General features: G+C 69.8%; 20 protein-coding genes. 9 read left to right on the top strand and 11 right to left on the bottom strand.

Annotation, left to right across the window (positions count from 1 at the left end):
• Positions 1–162: 162 nt before the first annotated feature.
• Entirely contained in the window at positions 163–2,562 is a 2,400-nt protein-coding gene (locus tag ACFC1X_RS29240; RefSeq protein WP_376358972.1) for a ricin-type beta-trefoil lectin domain protein, read from the top strand.
• A gap of 195 nt (positions 2,563–2,757) precedes the next feature.
• On the opposite strand, the gene ACFC1X_RS29235 is transcribed toward ACFC1X_RS29240, so the two are convergent.
• A complete protein-coding gene (locus ACFC1X_RS29235; RefSeq protein WP_376358969.1) occupies positions 2,758–3,354 on the bottom strand; it encodes an NADPH-dependent F420 reductase in 597 nt (198 codons plus the stop codon).
• Between the two features lie 41 nt (positions 3,355–3,395).
• Positions 3,396–4,214, bottom strand: coding sequence for an inositol monophosphatase family protein (locus tag ACFC1X_RS29230; RefSeq protein ID WP_376358967.1), 819 nt, complete (start codon positions 4,212–4,214; stop codon positions 3,396–3,398).
• A gap of 136 nt (positions 4,215–4,350) precedes the next feature.
• On the opposite strand from ACFC1X_RS29230, the gene ACFC1X_RS29225 reads away from it, so the two are divergent.
• Positions 4,351–5,256, top strand: a complete 906-nt coding sequence (locus ACFC1X_RS29225) for a LysR family transcriptional regulator (protein ID WP_376359050.1) — start codon at positions 4,351–4,353, stop codon at positions 5,254–5,256.
• A gap of 63 nt (positions 5,257–5,319) precedes the next feature.
• On the opposite strand, the gene ACFC1X_RS29220 is transcribed toward ACFC1X_RS29225, so the two are convergent.
• The 3 genes from ACFC1X_RS29220 to ACFC1X_RS29210 all read right to left on the bottom strand — a co-directional run bounded on the left by ACFC1X_RS29220 (position 5,320) and on the right by ACFC1X_RS29210 (position 6,554).
• Complete coding sequence (locus ACFC1X_RS29220) at positions 5,320–5,559, bottom strand: hypothetical protein (RefSeq protein WP_376359047.1); 240 nt, start codon at positions 5,557–5,559, stop codon at positions 5,320–5,322.
• Positions 5,560–5,675: 116 nt separating this feature from the next.
• The gene (locus tag ACFC1X_RS29215) at positions 5,676–6,062 is read right to left on the bottom strand and encodes a hypothetical protein (protein ID WP_376358964.1); all 387 of its coding nucleotides are present in this window, start codon (positions 6,060–6,062) and stop codon (positions 5,676–5,678) included.
• 18 nt (positions 6,063–6,080) lie between these two features.
• A complete protein-coding gene (locus ACFC1X_RS29210; protein WP_376358961.1) occupies positions 6,081–6,554 on the bottom strand; it encodes a WD40 repeat domain-containing protein in 474 nt (157 codons plus the stop codon).
• A 36-nt stretch (positions 6,555–6,590) separates the two neighbouring features.
• Between ACFC1X_RS29210 and ACFC1X_RS29205 the strand changes: the two genes are divergently transcribed.
• Complete coding sequence (locus ACFC1X_RS29205; RefSeq protein ID WP_376358958.1) at positions 6,591–6,788, top strand: hypothetical protein; 198 nt, start codon at positions 6,591–6,593, stop codon at positions 6,786–6,788.
• 450 nt (positions 6,789–7,238) lie between these two features.
• On the top strand, positions 7,239–7,469 hold the full coding sequence (locus ACFC1X_RS29200; protein ID WP_376359044.1) for an NPP1 family protein: 231 nt from the start codon (positions 7,239–7,241) through the stop codon (positions 7,467–7,469).
• 36 nt (positions 7,470–7,505) lie between these two features.
• Here ACFC1X_RS29200 and ACFC1X_RS29195 read toward each other — a convergent pair whose 3' ends face one another.
• From ACFC1X_RS29195 to ACFC1X_RS29180, 4 genes are all read right to left on the bottom strand, one after another.
• Entirely contained in the window at positions 7,506–7,964 is a 459-nt protein-coding gene (locus tag ACFC1X_RS29195) for a MaoC family dehydratase (RefSeq protein WP_376358956.1), read from the bottom strand.
• Between the two features lie 68 nt (positions 7,965–8,032).
• Positions 8,033–9,577, bottom strand: coding sequence for a long-chain fatty acid--CoA ligase (locus ACFC1X_RS29190; RefSeq protein WP_376358953.1), 1,545 nt, complete (start codon positions 9,575–9,577; stop codon positions 8,033–8,035).
• Positions 9,578–9,587: 10 nt separating this feature from the next.
• Positions 9,588–10,475: an amidohydrolase family protein gene (locus ACFC1X_RS29185; RefSeq protein WP_376358950.1), complete on the bottom strand. Its 888-nt coding sequence runs from the start codon at positions 10,473–10,475 to the stop codon at positions 9,588–9,590.
• 1 nt (position 10,476) lies between these two features.
• Positions 10,477–11,388 (bottom strand): SDR family oxidoreductase, encoded by a 912-nt coding sequence (locus ACFC1X_RS29180; protein ID WP_376358947.1) that lies wholly within the window; start codon positions 11,386–11,388, stop codon positions 10,477–10,479.
• A gap of 210 nt (positions 11,389–11,598) precedes the next feature.
• Between ACFC1X_RS29180 and ACFC1X_RS29175 the strand changes: the two genes are divergently transcribed.
• Positions 11,599–12,012 carry a MarR family winged helix-turn-helix transcriptional regulator gene (locus ACFC1X_RS29175; protein WP_376358944.1) on the top strand — a complete coding sequence of 138 codons (414 nt, stop codon included), beginning with the start codon at positions 11,599–11,601 and terminating at the stop codon, positions 12,010–12,012.
• A 59-nt stretch (positions 12,013–12,071) separates the two neighbouring features.
• On the opposite strand, the gene ACFC1X_RS29170 is transcribed toward ACFC1X_RS29175, so the two are convergent.
• On the bottom strand, positions 12,072–12,533 hold the full coding sequence (locus ACFC1X_RS29170) for a DUF3237 domain-containing protein (RefSeq protein ID WP_376358941.1): 462 nt from the start codon (positions 12,531–12,533) through the stop codon (positions 12,072–12,074).
• Between the two features lie 288 nt (positions 12,534–12,821).
• On the opposite strand from ACFC1X_RS29170, the gene ACFC1X_RS29165 reads away from it, so the two are divergent.
• The 4 genes from ACFC1X_RS29165 to ACFC1X_RS29150 all read left to right on the top strand — a co-directional run bounded on the left by ACFC1X_RS29165 (position 12,822) and on the right by ACFC1X_RS29150 (position 17,998).
• On the top strand, positions 12,822–14,468 hold the full coding sequence (locus ACFC1X_RS29165; protein WP_376358938.1) for an ABC transporter substrate-binding protein: 1,647 nt from the start codon (positions 12,822–12,824) through the stop codon (positions 14,466–14,468).
• Positions 14,469–14,497: 29 nt separating this feature from the next.
• A complete protein-coding gene (locus ACFC1X_RS29160; RefSeq protein WP_376358936.1) occupies positions 14,498–15,946 on the top strand; it encodes an amidase in 1,449 nt (482 codons plus the stop codon).
• Between the two features lie 106 nt (positions 15,947–16,052).
• Complete coding sequence (locus ACFC1X_RS29155; RefSeq protein WP_376358934.1) at positions 16,053–16,403, top strand: hypothetical protein; 351 nt, start codon at positions 16,053–16,055, stop codon at positions 16,401–16,403.
• Positions 16,400–17,998: a cation acetate symporter gene (locus ACFC1X_RS29150; protein ID WP_376358932.1), complete on the top strand. Its 1,599-nt coding sequence runs from the start codon at positions 16,400–16,402 to the stop codon at positions 17,996–17,998. The genes ACFC1X_RS29155 and ACFC1X_RS29150 overlap by 4 nt, the downstream gene beginning before the upstream one ends.
• A 12-nt stretch (positions 17,999–18,010) precedes the next feature.
• On the opposite strand, the gene ACFC1X_RS29145 is transcribed toward ACFC1X_RS29150, so the two are convergent.
• On the bottom strand, positions 18,011–20,494 hold the full coding sequence (locus tag ACFC1X_RS29145) for a SpoIIE family protein phosphatase (RefSeq protein ID WP_376358930.1): 2,484 nt from the start codon (positions 20,492–20,494) through the stop codon (positions 18,011–18,013).
• Positions 20,495–20,639 lie beyond the last annotated feature (145 nt).

The raw sequence follows: 20,639 nt of genomic DNA, 5'->3' as shown, positions 1-20,639 counted from the left end.
AGACCGCACCGTCCTGAGACACCTCACCGAGCCCGACGCGGGGGCGGCTCCAGTCCCCGTCCGCACCCTGCCGAGTCCGGGACGACGGCGCGTCCCGGCCGCGGTGGATCTCCCACCCATCCGACCGAGTCCCCCCGCCCCGGGGGACCGTCAGGAGGTCACGTGTATCCACGCCTGTACCCCCGCCGCCTCGGCAGACGCCTGGCCGGCGCCTTCGTCGCCTCCCTGCTGGCCGTCGGACTGTCGTCGTCTCCCGCTCCGGCGCAGGACGCGGCCGCCGCCGATCTGCCCCCGCAGGAACCGGGCGTCACCATGCGCGTCTTCGACGTGCAGACCCCGTTGAGCGGGATCTGCACCCTCAAGGCCGGCCAGACGCCCAACATCGACAAGCTGATGCCGGTGATCGACTGGTCCTCGGTCGACGACTTCGGCCTGGACAGCGGCTTCGTCACCCACGCCCTCGGCAACCTCAACGCCCCGGGCGCGGGCAGTTACACCTTCCGCCTCACGAGCGACGACGGTTCCCGCCTCTGGATCGACAACCAACTGGTCATCGATCACGACGGCCTGCACGGTCCGGAGCCGAAGGACGGCACCGCAGAGCTGACGGCCGGGTACCACTCACTGCGCATCGAGCACTTCGAGCGTGACGGCGGCCAGCAGTTGACCCTGGCCTGGAAGCCGCCGGGCGCCTCCGGCTTCTCCGTCGTACCGAACTCGGCGCTCAGCACGGACGCCGACGTCGTCCGCGTCACCGCGCCCGGCCAGAAGGAGTGCGAAGGCGGCACGGACTCGCCGGGAGACGGCCTGCCCCTGACCGGAGTGCATCCGAACTACACCCTCACCGACCTGCGGCCCGCGGGTTTCGAGCCGCAGGTCTCCGCGATGGACTGGCTGCCGGACGGCCGCCTGGCCATCACCACCTGGGGCGGCAGCAACAACACCGCGGGAGAGGTCTACCTCCTGGACAACGTCACCGGGAGCACCGGCCCGGACAAGGTGACGGCGAAGAAGGTGGCCTCGGGCCTGAAGGAGCCGATGGGTATCAAGTACGTCGACGGAAAGCTCTACGTCTCCCAGAAACACGAGCTGACCGAACTGAACGACACCAACGGCGACGAGGTCACCGACAACTACCGCCGGGTCGCGACCTGGCCCTTCGGCGGCAACTTCCACGAGTTCGCCTTCGGCCTGCTCTACAAGGACGGCTCCTTCTACCTGAACCTCTCCGTCTCCATCAACTACGGCGGCGCGACGACCGACCCGCAGCCCGCCCAGAACCGCGGCACCACCATCAAGGTGAACAAGGAGACCGGGAAGGTCGACTACATCGCCGGCGGCCTGCGGACACCGAACGGCATCGGATGGGGCCCCGAGGGCGGCATCTTCGTCACCGACAACCAGGGCGGGTGGCTGCCCTCGTCGAAGCTGGTCCACATCAAGCAGGACCGCTTCTTCAACCACTACACCAACCCGGACGGCCCCTTCGACAACCAGCCGGTGACCAAGCCGGTGCTGTGGCTGCCGCAGAACGAGATCGGCAACTCCCCCAGCACACCACTGCAGTTGACCGAAGGACCGTTCGCCGGGCAGATGCTCTTCGGCGACGTCACCTACGGCGGCGTCCAGCGCGGCTACCTGGAGAAGGTCGGCGGTGAGTACCAGGGTGCCGTCTTCCGCCTCACCCAGGGCCTGGAGGCGGGCGTCACACGGATCAGCATCGGTCCGGACGGAGCGCTCTACGCGGGCGGCCTGGGCGCGGGCGGCAACTGGGGCCAGGAGGGCAAACTGAGCCACGGCCTCCAGAAGCTGACGCCGAACGGCACCGACGCCTTCGACATCCGCGCCATGCGCGCTGTGCCCGGCGGTTTCGAGCTGGAGTACACCCAGCCGCTCTCCCAGGAGACGGCGGCCGGCCTGGCCGGACGCTACAAGATCAAGCAGTGGCGCTACGTCCCGACCGCCGACTACGGCGGCCCCAAGGTCGACCAGGAGACCCTCACCGCGCAGTCGGCCACCCTCTCCGCCGACGGCAAGACGGTCACCCTGGCCATTCCCGGCCTCAAGGCCGACCGGGTGGTCCATGTCCGCTCACCGCGTCCCTTCAGCTCGGCGGGAGGCGACTCCCTGTGGAGCACCGAGGCGTGGTACACGCTCAACAAGATGCCGGGCGCGATCTCCGGCACGGGTGAGGTGAAGGGCGTGAACGGCAAGTGCCTGGACATCGACAACTCGCAGACCGCGGACGGTACGAAGGTCCAGTTGTGGACCTGCAACGGCACGGCCGCGCAGAAATGGACGCTGCCCGGAGACGGCACGGTGAAGGCCCTGGGCAAGTGCCTCGACGTCTCCAACGGCGGCAGCGCGGACGGCACGCGCGTCCAGCTCTGGACCTGCAACGGTTCCGGCGCCCAGTCCTGGCAGCCGCAGGCCGACGGCACGATACGCAACCCACAGTCCGGCAAGTGCCTCGACGCCTCCGGCGGAACCTGGAACGACGGAACCCCGGTCCACCTGTGGACCTGCCACACCGGCCCCAACCAGAAATGGACCCTGCCCTGACCTTGAGGTTCAACGTCCGGCGTTGAACGCGGCGACTCTCACTTGATCGGCGTTTCGTAGCTCGGCGGACGTGAAGGCGGCCTTCGCCTGATCCCGTGCTCCGCACAGAGGGATCAGCGCGAAGGCCGTGGTCGTGTCTGGATCATTGCGTGGGCCGACGCGGTGTCGATCACCGAGGGGAGTGCGGTGTGCGGATCAGCGGGCGATCGAGATCGCGAAGGGCGCGAATCCGCTGGACCGAATCACGTGCGGCACGAACAGTATCGCGGCCTCCGTGGCACGGGCGGTCTGGATTCCGCCGAGATCGGTGATCCACTCGGCGCGCCATCCGAGGTTGCTGAGCAGTTCGCGGACGGTCTGCTTGGCCTGCGAGTCTTCGCCGGAGAGGAAGACTTCGGGCGCTTGGCCGAGCGTGGCCGGCGCGGTCATCACCGGGAAGAGCATGGTGTTGAGTGTCTTGACGACGCGCGTTTCGGGGAGCGCTTCCTGGAGTTGCTCGGCGAGGCTCGAGCCGGGGTAGATCAGGTCGGCGGGCAGTCCGTCCGGTCCGTCGACGGTGGCGTTGGAGACGTCGACGAGGATCTTGCCTCGCAGTTCCTCGCGCAGGGCGGCGAGCCGGTCCAGGGAGCCGGCGCCCGGGGTGGCGTTGATGACGATCTGGGCTGTCCGTGCGGCGTCGGCGGCGGCCCCCGGCGTGCGGTCCGCCGTGGTCACCTCGTGCCCTGCCCGGGTGAGGGCTGTGGCCAGGTTGCCGCCGACGCGGCCAGTTCCGAGAACTGCGATCGTGGTCATGATGATCTGGTCCTTCCGTGCGTACGGGTTGTGGCACGCGGTCAGCGGGAGAGCGTGGCGACGGCCTCGGCGTGGACGCCGGGAGCGGCGGCCAGGAAGCTCTCGCTCTGCGGGGTCCAGGGGCGGCCCTCGGCGTCGGAGAGCTGTCCGCCGGCCTCGGTGACGAGCAGCGCCCCGGGCAGCAGGTCCGCGCGGGCGCCGGCGAACTGCCAGAAGGCGTCGATCCGGCCGGCGGCCACGTTCAGCAGGTGCAGGGTCGCGGGCACGGAGGTGCGGACGACGAGCGCGTCGAAGAGCATGGCGGTGATCGAGGAGCCGGTGCGCCGCACGACCTTCTCGTCCTCGTCCGGGCGGGCCTGGCTGGTGGCCACGATACTCAGGCCGAGATCCGCGGTCTGGGAGACGTGCAGCGGCCGGCCGTCGAGGTGGGCGCCCGCGCCGGAGAGCGCGGTGTAGGTCTCGCCGCTCAACGGCAGGTGGACCGCGGTGAGCACCGGCTGGTTCTCGCGCACGAGGGTGGCGGTCACCGCCCAATCCGGCAGGGCGTGCAAGTGGTTGATGTTGCCCTCGGCAGGATCCACGACCCACCATTCGCCGGGTGGCAGCGCCCCGCCGTCCAACTCGTCCTCCACCCAGTCGGCGTCCGGGCGCAGACGCGTGAGGCGGGGGCGCAGGATGTCGAGGGCCGTGTCGTCGTTGGCGGCGAGCACGTGCATCAGCTCTTCGCGGGACTGGTAGCGGACGACCTCGCCGAAGCGCTCGCGCAGCGCCGAACCGGCCGCGCGCACGGCGATCGCGGTCTGGCCGAGCAGGTCGGCGTCGGAGGCGGCGACGTCAGTGGCCTGAAGCGTTTCGGACATGGTGGTACTCCCGTGTGAGGAGGGGTGATGGGGCCGGTCGCGCCAACTGCGCGTACCGTCTTGCGCTCTTGTCTCGAAGGTATAGAGCACGATGATTAACTTCAAATGCATGTCAAGCACATCTAGGATTACTCACATGCAATTGGATTTGAATCTGCTCGCCGCGCTCGACGCCCTGCTGGAGGAGGGAAGCGTGGCCGGGGCGGCTGCGCGCCTGCATGTCACCGCCCCCGCGATGAGCCGGAGTCTGGGCCGGATCCGGCGCACGACAGGGGATCAGATCCTGGTGCGCACCGGCCGCACGATGACGCCGACGCCGTATGCGATCGCTGTGCGGGAACAGGTGCACGAGCTGCTGCAACAGGTCCAGGGGGTGCTGGCACCGAGCCGTGAACTCGATCTGGCCACGTTGGAGCGCACGTTCACACTCCGCTGGCACGATTCCCTGGTCGCCCTGAGCGGCCCCGCACTGCTCGCGGCCGTGCGCGCACAGGCGCCGGGCGTGCGATTGCGCTTCGTCGCGGAATCGGGCATCGACACCCCCGAGTTGCGGCGCGGCGAGGTCGACCTGGAAGCGAATGCCAACCGCCCGAGCGCACCAGACATCCGTGCCGAGAGCGTGGGCGAGACCCCTCTCGTCATCGTGGTGAGGCAGGGCCACCCCCTCACCCGCGTCAGGACCGTCACCGCGAAGCGGTACGCCGCCGCTGAGCACGTCACCGTCTCGCGACGCGGAAACCTCAGCAATGCCCTCGACGATGCCCTCGCCCGGCTCGGCCTCACCCGCCGTGTGGTGGCGGCCGCGCCCACGGAAGCGGCCGCGTTGGAGTTCGCGCGAGGCTCCGATCTCCTGATCAGCGTCCCCGAAGCCACCACGCGCTCCGCGGTCGCCGACCTCGGCCTGGTCGTGCTCCCCCTCCCACTCGAACTGCCGTCGGCACCTGTATACCTGTCATGGCATCAGCGCTACGACACCGACCACGCCCACGCCTGGCTGCGCGGGCTGGCGCGAACCGCGCTGGCCAGGTGCGGTGCGTCGTAGGGCGGCGCGGCAGACGAGGGGCTCTTCCTACGAGGCGTAAGGCGGGTCGCGGCCCACCCCTGATCACCCCCTACCGGGCCCGGCATGGCTGTCGAGACTTCGGTCGACCCAGGATTCAAGCACGCCCTCGCCGTTGAGGTGTGCCCCCTCAACGAGCAGCCACCCCTGCCCCATGGAGCGGTCGCCCATAAGGGGCTCGCGTACCCCGGGGTTGTCGAGAAGGGCAGCGTGCTGTTTCGGATCGACACGGACGAGCAGGTCGCCCTCGCGCCCAGCGGAAAGAGCCAGTCTGCCGTCGACCATGAACGCGATACCGCCGAACATGTTGACTTCGCGTACGTCGAGGCCGGACAGGAGCACACGGAGTCGGTCTGCGAGAACGTCTTGCGGACGTTGCGCCGAGGGATCGCTCCGCATGCTCAGCGGCCGCCCTTGGCGAGGTAGTCCTGGCCGTCGTAGTGAAGGTTGAGCGTGCTGATGAGGCCGTCTTGGAAACGGAAGAACTCCGCGAGGCGGACGGGACCGCCCGGCATGGTGGCGTCGTAAAGCACTGCGGACCCGGCGTGATCATGCACCTCCTGCACGATCCGGATGTGCTGCACCGTCGCGATGAAACCGGCCACTCCTACGAGGAAGGTGTCGGTGGCGTCGGGATGGTGGCCGGCCACTGACCCCGTGAAGTCGAGATGCTCAGTCAGCAGCGGGCGCAGGTCCTCTCCTCGCCCGTAGGCATCGATGCCGCCGCTGAGGACTCGGTAGTACCGCTGCAACGCAAGCGGCGCGGAGGCGGAAACGGTGACGGTCATACCAGTTCTCCAAACTCTTCAACCGCAAGGTCCCGCAGCGTATCGCTTCGATCCACCGCCCCGAAGGACATAGGGCGTACTGAGATGAGGTGGTTCGAGGGCGCCTGACCGGTCGCCTCGACTGGTGGGTGCCACGGAGCGGCAGACCCGCCGATAGGGCAAGTCCGGGATACTCGCCCGCCACTGGGCCCGTGTCAGTTCCGTTCCGGCGCGGGCACAGACTTGGGCGACAACCCGCTCGGGAGCGACGGTGTATCGCTGGAGCGGGACGTGGGCGCTGCCCGCGTAGAGGGTCGCACCGTCCGGGCTGAAGGCCACTGAGTCGATGGCCTCGCCGGACGTGGTCAACGGTCCGCCGAGGGGCCGTTGCGTGGCGGTGTCCCAGAGTTGGAGGGTGCCGGCGGCGCCGCCGACAGCCAGGGTGCGACCGTCGGGGCTGAGAGCGAGCGCCTCGACGGCTTCGGAAGTGCCGCCGTGCGGGGCGGGGAACACGTTCCGCAGTATGCCGGCGCGGTGGCGCAAGGTGCCGTGCCACAGCGCGACCCGGCCTGTCTGGTCGCCGACCGCGAGGACGGTGCCATCGGCGTTGAACGCCAGGGCGCCGACCTGGTCGCCCTGGACGAGATCGTGCTCGCCGACGCGCCCCGCAGGCGGGCGGTGCGGCTGTCGCCCACGAGCAGCCCACCGTCGGGGCGTATGGCCAGGTTGCTGCTGTCCATGCCGTGAAGGACCGCGGTTCTGCGGTGATGGTGGGTGTCCCAGACCTCGTTGCTCAGCTCGCCGATGGCCGGCGTACGGGTGGTGTACAGGGTGCCTCCGCCGGGCCCGAGGGCGATGGAGACCACCGCCGCGGCGGTCGCGGCAGTCGCCAGGTCCAGCGTGGTCCGGACGCGGTCGCGGGTCAGGTCCTGTACCGAGAGCCGCTGGGGAGCGGCGCTCCGCCCTGGCGCGGAGACGCCGTATGCGAAGGCGGTGCTGTCGGGACTGAACGCCATCAGGGACAGGGTCTCCTGCGGCACGACCGGTTCGGCGGGGTCGCGGGAGACGGGTAGAGGTACGGGTGCCAAGGTGCGCAGGACGCGGCCGTCGCGGGTGCTGCGGAGCTGGAAGACATAGCGGGTGCCGGACAGTTCGGCGGTGGCGTAGGTACGGCCGTCCGGCCCGAGTACGCACGCCCTGCGCTTCGCGAAGTGGGGCGAGCGCGCGGAAGCCTGGGGAGACGGCGGCTGGGACCACCCCGCCCTGGTCAGCTGGGACCACTTCCCGCGAAGCAACAGCGTCGTCAACCTCCAGCGCCGGCTGAACCAGTCCAGCTGGGGCAAGGCCAACCTCCCGATCCAGGATGCCAAGTTCAACGACACACTCAACAAGGCCAAGCCGAACATCCCGTTCAATCCCTGGGGCTGACGCGATGCCTGGAGGCGGCCAGGACGCCCCCCGCTGTCATGCGTAATGGCGGTAGACGGCCTGGGCGACGCAGGCCGGCTTGTCGCTGCCGTCGACCTCGACGGTGAAGGTCAGCGGCATCTGCACACCGTTGCCCTTGACCTCCTCCACGGTGCCGACGACACCGTGGAGGCGGATCCTCGCGCCGACGGGGACGGGGCTGGGGAAACGGACCTTGTCCAGGCCGTAGTTCACGCTCATCTTGACGCCGTTGATGGTGAGCAGCTCGCCGAAGAGCGGGATGATGAGGGAGAGGGTCAGGTAGCCGTGGGCGATGGGGCCGCCGAAAGGGCCGTCCTTGGCCTTCTCCGGGTCCGTGTGGATCCACTGGTGGTCGTCGGTGGCGTCGGCGAAGGTGTTCACCCGGTCCTGGGCCATCTCGGTCCATTCGGTGCGGCCGAGGTCGGCTCCGGTGAGGGCCTTGAGTCCGTCGAGGCCGTTGGCGATCGAGGGCATGGAGGATCCTTTCGATAGCACGGGCAGCAGTGGGCGCTGCCGGTGAGAGGGCGTTGCTCGGAGGTCTGCTACGGGCGGGGGCGCCCGGTGCGACCGTTCGCGTAGAGGTCGCGCACGGCGGACTTGATGATCTTCCCGGAGGCCGTACGGGGCAGGGCTTCCGTTACGACGAGGGACTTGGGGATCTTGTACTTGGCCAGCCGGCCCTGCAGATGGCCGAGGACGTCGTCCGCGCCGGCGCGGGCGTCGGGGTGGAGGACGACGACGGCGCGGCCGACCTCGCCCCAGACCGGGTCGGGCACGCCGACGACCGCGCACTCGGCGACGGCGGGGTGGGTCAGGAGCACGTCCTCGACCTCGGCCGGGTAGACGTTCTCGCCGCCCGAGACGAACATGTCCTTGACCCGGTCGACGATGTAGGCGTAGCCGTCGGCGTCGGTGCGGGCGACGTCCCCGGTGCGCAGCCAGCGGCCGTCGCCGAAGGCGGCCTCGGTGTCCTCGGGCCGGCCCCAGTAACCGGTCATCACATTGGGCCCCTGGACGAGGATCTCCCCGCGCTCGCCGGGGCCGGCGTCGCGGCCGTCGGGCAGGACCACGCGGGTGTCGGTGAAGAAGTGCGGCACGCCGGCGGAGCCCGCCTTGGCGGTGGTCTGCTCCTTGTCCAGGTAGAGGACTCCGGGTGATGCCTCGGTCATGCCGTACCCCTGGCTGAAGGCCAGACCGCGGGCGAGGTAGGTGGCGATGGTGCGCGAGGGGACGGGAGCACCGCCGCAGTTGAGGGTGCGCAGACTGGACAGGTCCGTGGTCTCCCAGCGGGACCGCGCGGCCATGGCGTCGTACATCGTGGGCACGCCGAACATGTGCGTCACCCGCCGAGCTGCGATGACCTCCAGGACGTGTTCGGCGTCGAAGGCACCCAGCAGCACCACCCGGCCACCCTTGAGCAGGGTCGGCAGGCAGGTCATGTTGAGCCCGGCGGTGTGGAACAGCGGTGCCACGACGAGGGTCACCTCGTCGCTGCGGAGGTCGGTGTCGACGAGGACGTTGACGCTGTTCCAGGTGATGTTGGCGTGGGAGAGGACGGCGCCCTTGGGGCGGCCGGTGGTCCCGGAGGTGTACATGATCATGCACGGGTCGTCCGGGGCCACGGGTTCGTCCAGGGGTCCGGTTCCGGCGTCGGAGAGGAGTTCCTCGTAGCCGAGACCACCGTCGTCGGGCCCGGCGAGCGAGATCCGGTGCCGCACCCCGGCCTCGGCCGCCGCGGCGCGGGCCGGTTCGGCATGCTCGGGCGCGTGGACGAGCACGGTGGTGCCCGAGTCGGACAGGTTGTACGCCAGTTCCGGCGTCGTGAGACGGGTGTTGAGGGGGACGAAGACCGCCCCCAGCGTCCCGGCGGCGAACAGCGTCTCCAGGAAGGCCGGATGGTTGGGGCCCAGGTAGGCGACACGGTCACCGCGTCCCGCGCCCAGGGCGCGCAGGGCATGGGCGAGGCGCAGGACGCGCTCGTTCAGGTCGCGGTAGGTCCAGGTGCGTTCCCCGTGGACGACGGCGATCCGGTCGGGGGTCTTACGGGCCCGGCGCGACGGCCAGGAGCCGATGCCTTGGTTCAGCACGACGCCTCCTTCAATCCGTGAGCAGACCGAGCAGGCGGGCCGCGTTCTCCTTGAGGATCTTCGGCCGGACCTCGGGCTTGATGTCGAGTTTCTCGAAGTCGGCGAGCCACCGGTCGGGGGTGATGACGGGGTAGTCGGAGCCGAAGAGCACCTTGTCCTTGAGCAGCGTGTTCGCGTAGCGCACGAGCTGCGGCGGGAAGTACTTCGGGGACCATCCGGACAGGTCGATGTACACGTACGGCTTGTGGGTGGCCACCGCCAGCGCCTCGTCCTGCCAGGGGAAGGACGGGTGGGCGAGGATGACGCGCAGTTGCGGGAAGTCCACGGCGACGTCGTCCACCAGCATGGGGTTGGAGTACTTCAGCCGGATGCCGCCGCCGCCCGGGACGCCGGCGCCGATACCCGTCTGGCCGGTGTGGAACAGGGCGGGCACGCCGAGTTCCTCGATGGCCTCGTACAGCGGGTAGGCGAGCGGGTCGTTCGGGGAGAACGCCTGGATGCTGGGGTGGAACTTGAAGCCGCGGACGCCGTGCTCCTCCACCAGCCGCCGTGCCTCCCGCACGCCCGCGCGGCCTCTGTGCGGGTCGACGCTGGCGAACGGGATCAGCACATCGGCGTGGGCGGCACAACTCTCCGCGATCTCCTCGTTCGAGATCCGCGGGTGCCCCGTGGCGTGCTCGGCGTCCACGGTGAACACCACTGCCGCCATGCGGCGCTCGCGGTAGTGGTCCGCCATCTCCTCGATGGTCGGCTTGCGGTGGCCATGGGCCTTGAAGTACTCCTCGGAGGCGCCGAACAGCTCCGGACTCAGGGCTCCGTGGCCGTCCTTGGAGACCTCCGCGTGCGTGTGCATGTCGATGGCGGTCAGCCGGTCGAGGTCGAGCGCGAGGTCGCCCATGTCACGCCTCCGGGGCTTGGGGCGCCGGAATGCCGTAGGTCTCGAGCTCGGCCCCGACGCCGCCCGTCCACTGCGCGGCGATCTCACCGGCGCTCCAGCCGCCGTCGGCGAGGGCGACGGCCTTCTCCTTGGGGTGGGCCCACAGGGCCAGACGGTCCCCGCCGATGCCGATGGCCTGCCCGGTGACGTCCTTGGAGGCGTCCGAGGCCAGGAAGGTGATCAGCGCGGCGACGTCCTCGACGGTGCCGAGGCCCTCGTCCTTGCGCAGCCAGTCCGGCAGCGGCTTGCCGGTGCGCTCGGACTCCTCGATGACGGGCGCGAACGCCGGGATGGTCTTGGTCATCTCGGTGGCGGCGACGGGCACCACGGCGTTGACGGTGATGCCGGCGCGGCCCAGTTCCATGGCCCAGGTCCGGGCCATGGCGACGATGCCCGCCTTGGCGGCGGCGTAGTTGGTCTGGCCGAAGTTGCCGCGCTGTCCGGCCGGCGAGGAGATCAGGACCAGCCGGCCGCCGGTGCCCTGCTCCCGCATGCGGACGGCCGCCGCCCGGGCGCAGGTGAAGGTGCCCCGGAGGTGGACGCGGACGACGGCGTCGAAGTCCTCGTCGGTCATCTTCCACAGCACGCGGTCGCGCAGGATTCCCGCGTTGGTGACGAGCACGTCCAGCCGCCCGAACTCCTCCACCGCCGCGTCCACCAGATGCTGGGCCGCCGCGCTGTCGCCGACCGCGGCCACGACACCGCCCGCGCTGCCGCCCTCGGCCTTGATGGCGGCGACAGCGGCGTCGACGACGGCCCGGTCGACGTCGTTGACGACGACAGCGGCGCCCGCCGCGGCGAGGGCCTGGGCGTACCCGAGGCCGAGACCGCGTCCGCTACCGGTGACGACGGCGACTTTCCCGTGCAGATCCATAGAGGGGTGCCTCTCGTGAGCAGTTTGTGGGGTGCCGAGAACGCCGGCAACACGTCGAGGGATCGACAGGATTCCTGATGAACGGCAGTCTGCTCAATCAACAGGATTCCTGTCAATGACTTAGGGTGATGCGAGCCGCCGCCCCGGCGGCATCCAGGGGAGGAACGACATGGCCCGACCCACGCGAACCGTCAACACAGGAGGACGAACGTGAGGCCCTCACTGCTCTACCTGGTCAAGAGGACGGAGCTGGCGGTGCGCGCCCGCCTGGAGGAGGTGCTCAAGCCCGCCGGCATCACAGCACTGCAGTACACCGCCCTCACCGTGCTGGAGCGGCACGACGGCATCTCCGCCGCCCAGCTCGCCCGCGACTCCTTCGTCACCGCCCAGTCGATGGCCGACATGATCCGCGCGCTGGAGAGCCGCGCCCTCATCCGCCGTGAGCCCAACCCCGCCAATCGCCGCGAGCGGCTCATCCTGCTCACCGACTCAGGGCGCCGGCTGCTGGCCGAGTTCGCCGAGCCGGCCCGGGCCCTCGAGGAGCGCATGGTCGCCGACCTCGACACCGACGAGGTCGACCGGTTCCGGGAGGCCCTGAATCACGCGTGGCGGTCCCTTTCCTGAGCCCGGAGCGTCATCGGTGACCCGCCTGTCGCGCACGCCGGTCACCGATGACGCGGCTTCTACCTGAGCGCGTACATGCGAATGACGACCACGTCCTCACCCTCCGGCCGGGCGAGGCCGACGAAGACCGTCTCCGCGAGCCAGCGGTGAGCGGGAGCGTCCGTACGGAAGACGGGCGATGTGCGGTAGTAGTGGCCGGCCTCACTGACCTGCAGATCTCCGTCGAACTGGTCCGGGCTGTCGGCCTTCGGCACATAGAAGCCGCGGTTGACGATATCGATCACGGCGCCGTCGTCCGCCTGGATCAGGTAGCGCGCCTCGAGTTCGCAGACCTCACCCCTGGTGCTGCTCCAGTCACCTCCGCCGGAGAGGACCTTTCCGCGCAGGCGGGGGCCGTCGACGCCGCCGCCGACGATGGGGGTGAACTCGGCGACTTCTCCGTCGCCATGGCCGATGTGCAGGGTCTCGGTCACCTTGGCACGGATCTCGAACGCGAAGTCGAGAGCGGGAGTGAAGGACATGGCGATTCTCCGGTTCTGTGGAGCGGGCTGACGGTCCACGCGCCGAGCGTGGGGTGCATGAAGTGCGGTCCAGGAGACCCCGCGCTGCCGGATTGGCCTCGACAGGCGAAGTCCGGGGCCCGACGAGAAGGTCACGCGGTGCCCTTGACTCGTTAGCTCACCAGATGCAAGCGTGACATGCAACAGCGTTATATGACGTTCGTTTACGACGGCTCGTCGGCATGCCCCGCTCCCCCCATCGCGAGCGTCCTCCTTCCTCCTCACTGCTCTCGGCAAGGAGCTTCAGCTATGGCTGCGAAGAAAACGGTGCTGGCGGTGCTCACGAGCCTGGGCCTGCTGACCGGCACGGCCTGCACCACCACGTCGGACACAGGCGCCGAAACGCCCGAACCCAAGGGGCTCACCACCACCACGACGCCCGGGACCTCCGAGGTGGAGAACGTGACCTGGGCGCTTCCCTACGGCGAGCCGACGACCCTGGACCCTGCGAAGGTCGGCGACTACTCTCCCCAGACGGTCGAGGCGAATCTCTGCGACACGCTGACGCGGATGAACGCCGATTTCTCCCTGAGCCCCGGACTGGCCCGGAAGACCACCTGGACCGACGACCGCACGCTCGTGCTCGACCTGCGCTCCGACGTCGAGTTCTGGGACGGCTCACCCATGACGCCGCAGGACGTGATCTACAGCCTGGAGCGGCAGCGGGACCCGAAGACGCAGGCGCTGTACGGGAACTTCCTGGCCGCCGTGACGTCGATCAAGGCCACCGGTCCGCACCAGGTGACCCTGCGCACCAAGACCTACGACCAGACCCTGCCCAAGGCGCTGTCCACATCGTTCGGCGCGGTCAACCAGAAGGAGTACGCCGAGAAGGCCGGCCCCGCCTATGGCACCGCCAAGGGCGGCCTGATGTGTACGGGACCGTTCAAGCTGGGTTCCTGGAAATCCGGCGGCAGCATCACCCTCGAACGCAACGACGCCTACTGGGACGCGAAGCTGAAGCCGAAGGCCGGCCGGATCACCTTCGAGTTCATCACCAACAGCAACACGCTGACCAGCGCACTTCTGTCCGGCGAGGTGGACGGCACCTACGAGCTGCCGCCCAGCAGCGCCGCCGCGCTAGCCAAGTCCGCCAACGGCGCGATCCATCTCGGCCCGTCCACCCAGAACGTGCTGCTGATCCCCGCGAACGCGGAATCCCCCGCCGCCGACCGCAGGCTGCTGGACGCGCTGTCGCAGGTCATCGACCGCGACGCACTGATCAAGAACGTCTTCGGTGGCGACGCCACCACACTGAAGTCGCTCGTCCCGCCGCTCACCTGGCGAGGCGACAAGGCCGCCGCCCGGTTCGACACCGCCTACAAGGCGCTGCCGGCCGTTGCGAAGCCGGACGTGGCGCGGGCGAAGAAGCTCGCCGAACAGGCCGGCCCGCCCTCCCGCCCGCTGGTGGCCGCCATTCCCGCTGGTGACCAGCGCGGACTGCAGGCGCTGACGTTCATCCAGGCCGCCGCGAAGAAGATCGGCGTAGAGATCGAGATCAAGCAGCTCCAGCCCACCGAGATGTCCTCCCTCTTCTACGACCCGTCGGTCCGCAAGGGCCTCGACCTCGTCCTGACCTTCGGCTACGTCTCCATGCCGGACCCCGTGTCCTACGTGGCCGAGAGCGTCACACCTCGTGGCATCTTCAACTGGACGGGCTACGACAACCCCGACGTCACCCGGCTGCTGGATCAGGCCCGCACCTCCTCCGACCCGGCCGCGTCGGCCAAGGCGTACGCGGAAGCACAGGCCCTGTTCACGCCCACCGCCCCGGTGGTCTACCTGGCCACCACGCACGAACGAATGTTCATGAACGAGCGCGTCAGCGGCGCGCCCACATCCTTCGCCTACATGGGCATGCCGTGGGCCGCCCACCTCGGCGGCACCGGCAAGTGACCCACCACGCCCTCATCACAGGAGACACGATGACCGACACCACGGGCGACAAGCCGCTGTGGGACCGTTCGGCCGCCGAACTGGCCGCCGGAATCCGCGACAAGTCCTTCTCGGCGACCGAGGTCGCCCAGGCGTTCCTCGCGCGCATCGACGAGACCAACCCGGCCCTCAACGCCCTTGTGGTCCTCCGGCCCCAGGAAGCGCTCGCCCGGGCCGCCGCCGCCGACGCGGCGGTCGCCGCCGGAGGGGAGCTGCCCCCGCTGCTCGGCGTCCCGGTCTCCACCAAGATCAACACCTCGCAGCGCGGATACGCCAGCTCGCACGGCGTACCTGCCTGGGCGGCCGCCGTCGCCGAGGAGGACGCCGTCTGCGTCGCCGCCCTGCGCGAGGCCGGCGCCACCCTGATGGGCCGCAGCAACAGCCCCGCCTTCGCCGTCCGCTGGTTCACCGGCAACGACCTGCACGGCAGGACGCTCAACCCGTGGCACAGCGGCCACACCCCCGGCGGCTCCTCCGGAGGCGCCGCCGCTTCGGTCGCCGCCGGAATGACTCCGATCGCCCAGGGCAACGACATCGGCGGCTCGGTCCGATTCCCCGCCTACTGCTGCGGCGCGGTCGGCCTGCGCCCCACCATGGGCCTCATCTCCAGCTCTGAACCGCGCGGGGCGGAAGAGTTCGACAGCCCCATGTCCTTCCAGACCATGGCCGTCCACGGCCCCCTCGGCTGGACCGTCGACGACGTCCGCCGCGGACTGCACGCCATGGTGACACCGGACCTCAGCGACCCCGTCGGTCTGCCGGTGCGCCCGCCCCTCGGCGAGCCCAGCCGGATCAAGGTCGGCATCGTCCGCGACACGGGACTCGCCGAGCCTCACCCCACGGTGAACGCCGCCCTCGACGACGCGGCGCGCTGGCTCAGCGAGGCCGGACACGACGTGGAGGAGGTCGAACTGCCCCTGCTCGGCGAGGCGGCCCGGCTGTGGTCGCTGCTGCTCTATCAGGAGCTGCGCACGATGATGTCCGAAATCGAACGCTTCGGTGATGACGCGGTCCGCGTCTCGCTGGCCTCCTCCTTCGCTGCCGCCGCGGAGATCTGGGGCGACCAACCCACCCTCGACACCTACATCAAGGGCTACGCCCGTCGCGGCACCCTCATCAGCCGCCTCCAGCGGTATCTGGGCAGCGACCGGATCCTCATGACACCGGTCGCGGCCGAGCCGCCGTTCGAGCAGGACGCGGACCTCGCCGGCGACAGCCGAGTGCGCGAGCTGCTGGCCGCCCAGTGGCCGATGCAGGCGGTTCCCGTACTCGGATTCCCGGCCATGTCCGTGCCGACCGGCATCCGCGACGGGCTGCCCTCCGGTGTGCAGCTGATCGGCGGCCGCTTCCAGGAAGACCTGCTGCTCCACGTCGCCACAGCGATCGAGACCCGGACCACGCGCACCCGCCCGTCCCTGTCCTGGGCCCAGACCGGCTGACCCACACTCCCGAGCCCATGAACAACATGCCCCCGGCAGTCCCGAAGACCGCCGGGGGCACGCCCTTGCACGCCCACTCCCCCAGCGGACTTCAGGAGTCGCCGCCATGTCCCTGTTCGACCCCGGATCGGACGGCTCCCGAAGAGTCGTCGTCGCCGAGCACCCTTCCTACGCGCCGTTGCGCGTCGCCTCGGCGCGCCTGAGACGCCGCCTGCTGACGGTCAACGCCTCCGTTGCCCTCCTCGTCTTCCTGCTCGCCTACACACCGGGCGGCCGTGCGACGGGGGCGGTACTTGGCGAGTACACACTCGGCATGCTCCTGCTGAGCGTCCAGGCGACCACACTGCTGCTCTCCGCCCTGTGGTACGACCGCGCATGCGCCGCGCTCTGCGACCCCCACGTCAACGCATTGCGAGCGGCCACACACAGTGCCGGCCCCGGCCGGGAGCAGCTGTGAACGAGCACCGCCTGCTCGCCGTTGACCTCGGGCTCGTCACTCCGCTGACCTCGTTCCTCGCCGTCGTCTGCCTCTGCTTCCTGCTCTGTCTCCTCACGAGCATGGACAGCGACCAGACGTCCGCCTTCTACACGTCCGATCGGTCCCTGCCCGCCCTGCGCAACGGCCTCGCCCTGTGCGGCGACTACATTCACGCCACCGCCCTGATCGGCCCCATCGGCACGATCGCCCTGGGCGGGTACGACGGCATGGTGGTGGCCGTGAGCGCGAGTGCCGCGCTGGGCATCCTGCTCGTGCTGGCGCAGCCGCTGCGCAACACCGGACGGTTCACCCTCGGGTCGATCCTGGAGACCCGTATGGCGGGCAACGCGACCCGGATCGCGGGCACGGTGCTGACGCTGGTCGTGTGCGTGCCCCTCACCGTCGTCCAGTTGACCGTCGCGGGCGAAGCCACGGCCTACGTTCTCGGCCTGGAGGCTTCGGGGGCCGATCTGGCCTGCACGGTGCTGATCGGCCTGCTGATGATCTCCTTCGCGGCCTTCGGTGGCATGCGAGGCACCAGCATGATCCAGACCGGCAAGGCGTTGCTCGTCTTCGGTGTGGTCCTCGCTCTGACGGCTGCCGCCGTCGGCCGCTTCGGCTGGGACTTCGGCGCGATGCTGGACGCCGCCGCGCTCGGCGGGGACCGAGCGGGTGCCCTGTACGCCCCCGGGCTGCTGTTCGGGAGCACGTCGACCGGCACGCTCGAGCTCTTCTCGCTGTGCCTCACCGTGTCCCTCGGATCCGCTGTCGTGCCTCCCATCCTCATGCGTATCAGCGCCTCCGTGGATGGCCGGTCCGCTCGGCGTGCCTCGCGCCATGCGGTCATCATGGTCACGCTGTTCTACGGCGCCATGGTCCTGCTCGGCCTGGCCGCGGCCGCGGTCACGGGCCCTGCGGCGATCGTCGCCGACGACCCGCGGGGCAGTTCCGCGCTGTTCCTGCTCACCGACGACCTCGCGCAGGGGGACGGCGGAAGGACGTTGTTCACGATGGTCGCCTGCGCCGTCTTCGTGGCCGCCCTCGCCACGGTCGCCGGACTCACCCTCGCCGCCGCGGCGTCGGTGTCGCACGACGTCTACGCCTGGACCCTGCGGCGCGGTGCCGTGACGGACAAGCAGGAGGTGACGGTGGCGCGATGGGCGGTGGTGGCGATCGGAGTGGGGAGCGTGTTCCTGGCGGTCCTGCTGCACGCATGGAGCTTTCTCTTCCTGGCGTCGTTCGCCGCCGCGGTGGCCGCGTCGGTGATCCTGCCCGCCCTGGTCTACACGCTCTTCTGGAAAGGCTTCACCCGGCTCGGACTGCTGTGGACGCTCTACGGCTCCCTGGCCTGCTGCCTCCTGCTCCAGGTCTTCGGCCCGACCGTGTCCGGGCACAGCCATTCGCTCCTGCCGACGCACGACTTCCACTGGTTCCCGCTGCAGAACATCGCTCTGGCATCCGTTCCTGTGGGCTTCCTCCTGGGCTGGCTGGGCAGCCGCGTCAGACCGCGGACATCGACAGAGCGCTCCCGAGACGCGCAGGCGGAGGCCAGGATGCTCGCGGGCCTCGACTGAACTCGACGCCCTTCACAGTCCGAAGTCGAACTCGACGGTCTCGGTCAGGAGTTGTTCGGTCCACAACGTCTTGCCCCGCTCCGTGTAACGACTTCCCCAGCGGTGCGAGAGCTGCGCGACGAGGAACAGTCCCCGGCCGCCCTCGTCAGTCGGGCGAGCCCGGCGCAGGCGCGGCTGTGTCTCATTGGTGTCGGACACCTCGCACGTCAGCACCGTGTCCAGGATCAGCCGCAGCCGAAACGGCCCTTCCCCGCCGTAGCGAATGGCGTTGGTGACGAGCTCGCTGATGATCAGTTCGACACTGAACGTCAGATGGCTCAGGTTCCATGCCTCAAGGCGACGGTCCACGAACTTCCGCGCCTGGGCGACGACCGCGGGATCGGCGCCGAACTCGAAGGAGGCGACCCTGTCCGAGGCCAGGCGACGGGTCCGGGCGACGAGGAGGGACACGTCCTCGTCCGGGGGGACGGGCAGGACTTCTTCGGCCACCCGGTGTACGGCTTCGGAGGCCGTGTCCTGCTGCTCGACCGCCGTCCGCAGCATCCTGGTGAACCCCTGCCGACGCAGGCCGTCCTCGTCGCCGGCAAGGAGGGAGTCGGTGAAGAACGCGAGCATGCTGTCTCTCGGCAGCGAGACGGTGAGCGACTCGAACGGGTTCCCCCCGACACCGAGTGCCGGTCCGGACTTCACGTCGAGGTCCCGCACATCCCCGCCCGGCGCGACGAGCAGCGGAACAGGGTGCCCGGCACTGGCCATCTCGCACCGTCCCTCGACGGCGTCGTACACGCAGTACAGGCAGGTGGCTCCGGTCGCCAGCGGGCCGGTGGGACCCACCGGCCGTACGGGTCCGGCTTTGGGCGGCGGTTCGCCGCCGTCCGGTCCCGGCTCCGCCTCGCCGAGCCTGACCGCCAGATCATTCAGATGCGTGAGCAGCTCGCTGGGCGGCAGCTCCAGATCGGCGAGCGTCTGCACGGCCGTCCGCAGACGGCCCATCGTCGCCGACGCCTCCAGCCCGTGTCCGGCGACCTCTCCGACGACCATCGCCACCCGGGCCGAGGACAGCGGAATGACGTCGAACCACGTTCCGCCCATTCCCGCCGTCGTGGCCGCCGGCACGTACCGCCCGGCCGTCTGCACCGCGCTGCTCTCACTGGCCGCCGGCGGCAGCAGACTGCGCTGCAGCGATTCGGCGGTGCGCTGCTCCCGGGTGTAGCGGCGTGCGTTGTCCAGGCCCAGAGCGGCTCGGGAGGCGATCTCCTGGGCGAGTTCGGCGTCGGCCTGCCCAAACGGAGGCTGTCGGCCCGTTCGCCACAGGGGCACGGCACCCAGTACATGCCCCCGTGCGGTCAACGGGGCGACGAGAAAGGACGTCGCCGCGTCCGGCAACAACAACCGTGCACGGGCGGGATCGTCGGCCAGCCGGTCCCGCCACTCGCTCAGTTCCGATTCGAGCATGGGGAGTCCGAGATTCAGGTTGTCGCTCTCGCGTCGCCGTAGTCGGAAGGTCGCCTCACGGGCATACACCTCGGTCGGCCACTGCCCGTCGTGAGCCGATACCGCGACACGCCGCAGAGCGGCTCCCATTCGGAAGTCGCTGGGCTCCTCTCCCAGCAGGACGGCCTCCGTCAGGTCCACAGCCGCCAGGTCCGCGAACCCCTGACTCACCAGGCAGTCCGCCAGTTCCTCCGCGATGCGGCGCATGTCCAGGTCGCCGCTGATGCGCTCCGCCACCGACTGGAGCAGACCCATCCGCTGCCGGGCGACGTACTGGTCGGTCACCTCCGTGAAGATCGCCGCCACGCCGATCGGACGGGCGTCGGCGTCTTCGAGCCGAAAGGCCGACAGTGACACCACCCGTTCAAGCTCGGGCGCGTCGCGACGCCGGGCCCGATGCACCCAGTCCACCAGGGGTTCACCGGTGTCCGCCACGACTCGCAGCTGCTCGTTCACCGCGGCGGCGTCCGCGGGCAGTACGACCTCCTCGACCCCCTTCCCCAGGGGGTCGACTGCCGTCCCCGCAGCCGACGGCGGGCCGAGCGACTCGGGTGTGAGGTTCAGCCGCGTCGTGGAAAGGTCGAGGTCATGGATGGCGAGGCCGACCTTCGTCTGTTGGAACAACGCCCGCACCAATGCCGTGTTCTCCTCGCGGCGCGCCGCCACGGGGGCCGGAACGATCTCGACGAGACAACCCCTTCCGTCGGTCCACTGCGCAAGATGCGCCGCCCACCACACCCGCTCCTTCGAGCCGTCCTGTTGCCGCACGGTCCCCCAGCCGCTGCGGTCCTCCGGCGGAAGCGGGGCGGACGCCGTGTCCCAGCCGTCGAAATCGACAGGCAGTTCGCTCACGTGCCCACCGCACACGTCCTCGGCCCGGCGGTCGGTCACCGTCCGTAGCTGCCCCTGGCACATCGCCACGCGTCCGCCACCGTCCAGGAACAGCACGATCCGGCCCCCGGACACGCGCTCCACGTCGAACAGGTCAGTGCGCCCGCTCACCGGGACTCTCCATCCATCCGTTGGACAGCCTGAGGCAGCAGCCTTATGTGTCAACGATAGCCACGATGCGGAGAGGCCGCTGCTCAGGCCGCCGGGTCGGGGCTCCGCGGGGTCGTGCGGTGACGTCCCTGTACGTAGGCTGATG

This window comes from Streptomyces sp. NPDC056128 (assembly GCF_042263835.1).
In the GTDB taxonomy this organism is placed as follows: Bacteria; Actinomycetota; Actinomycetes; order Streptomycetales; family Streptomycetaceae; genus Streptomyces.
The sequence above is the reverse complement of the archived record's forward strand: the minus strand, read 5'-3'. Positions and strand labels throughout refer to the sequence as shown.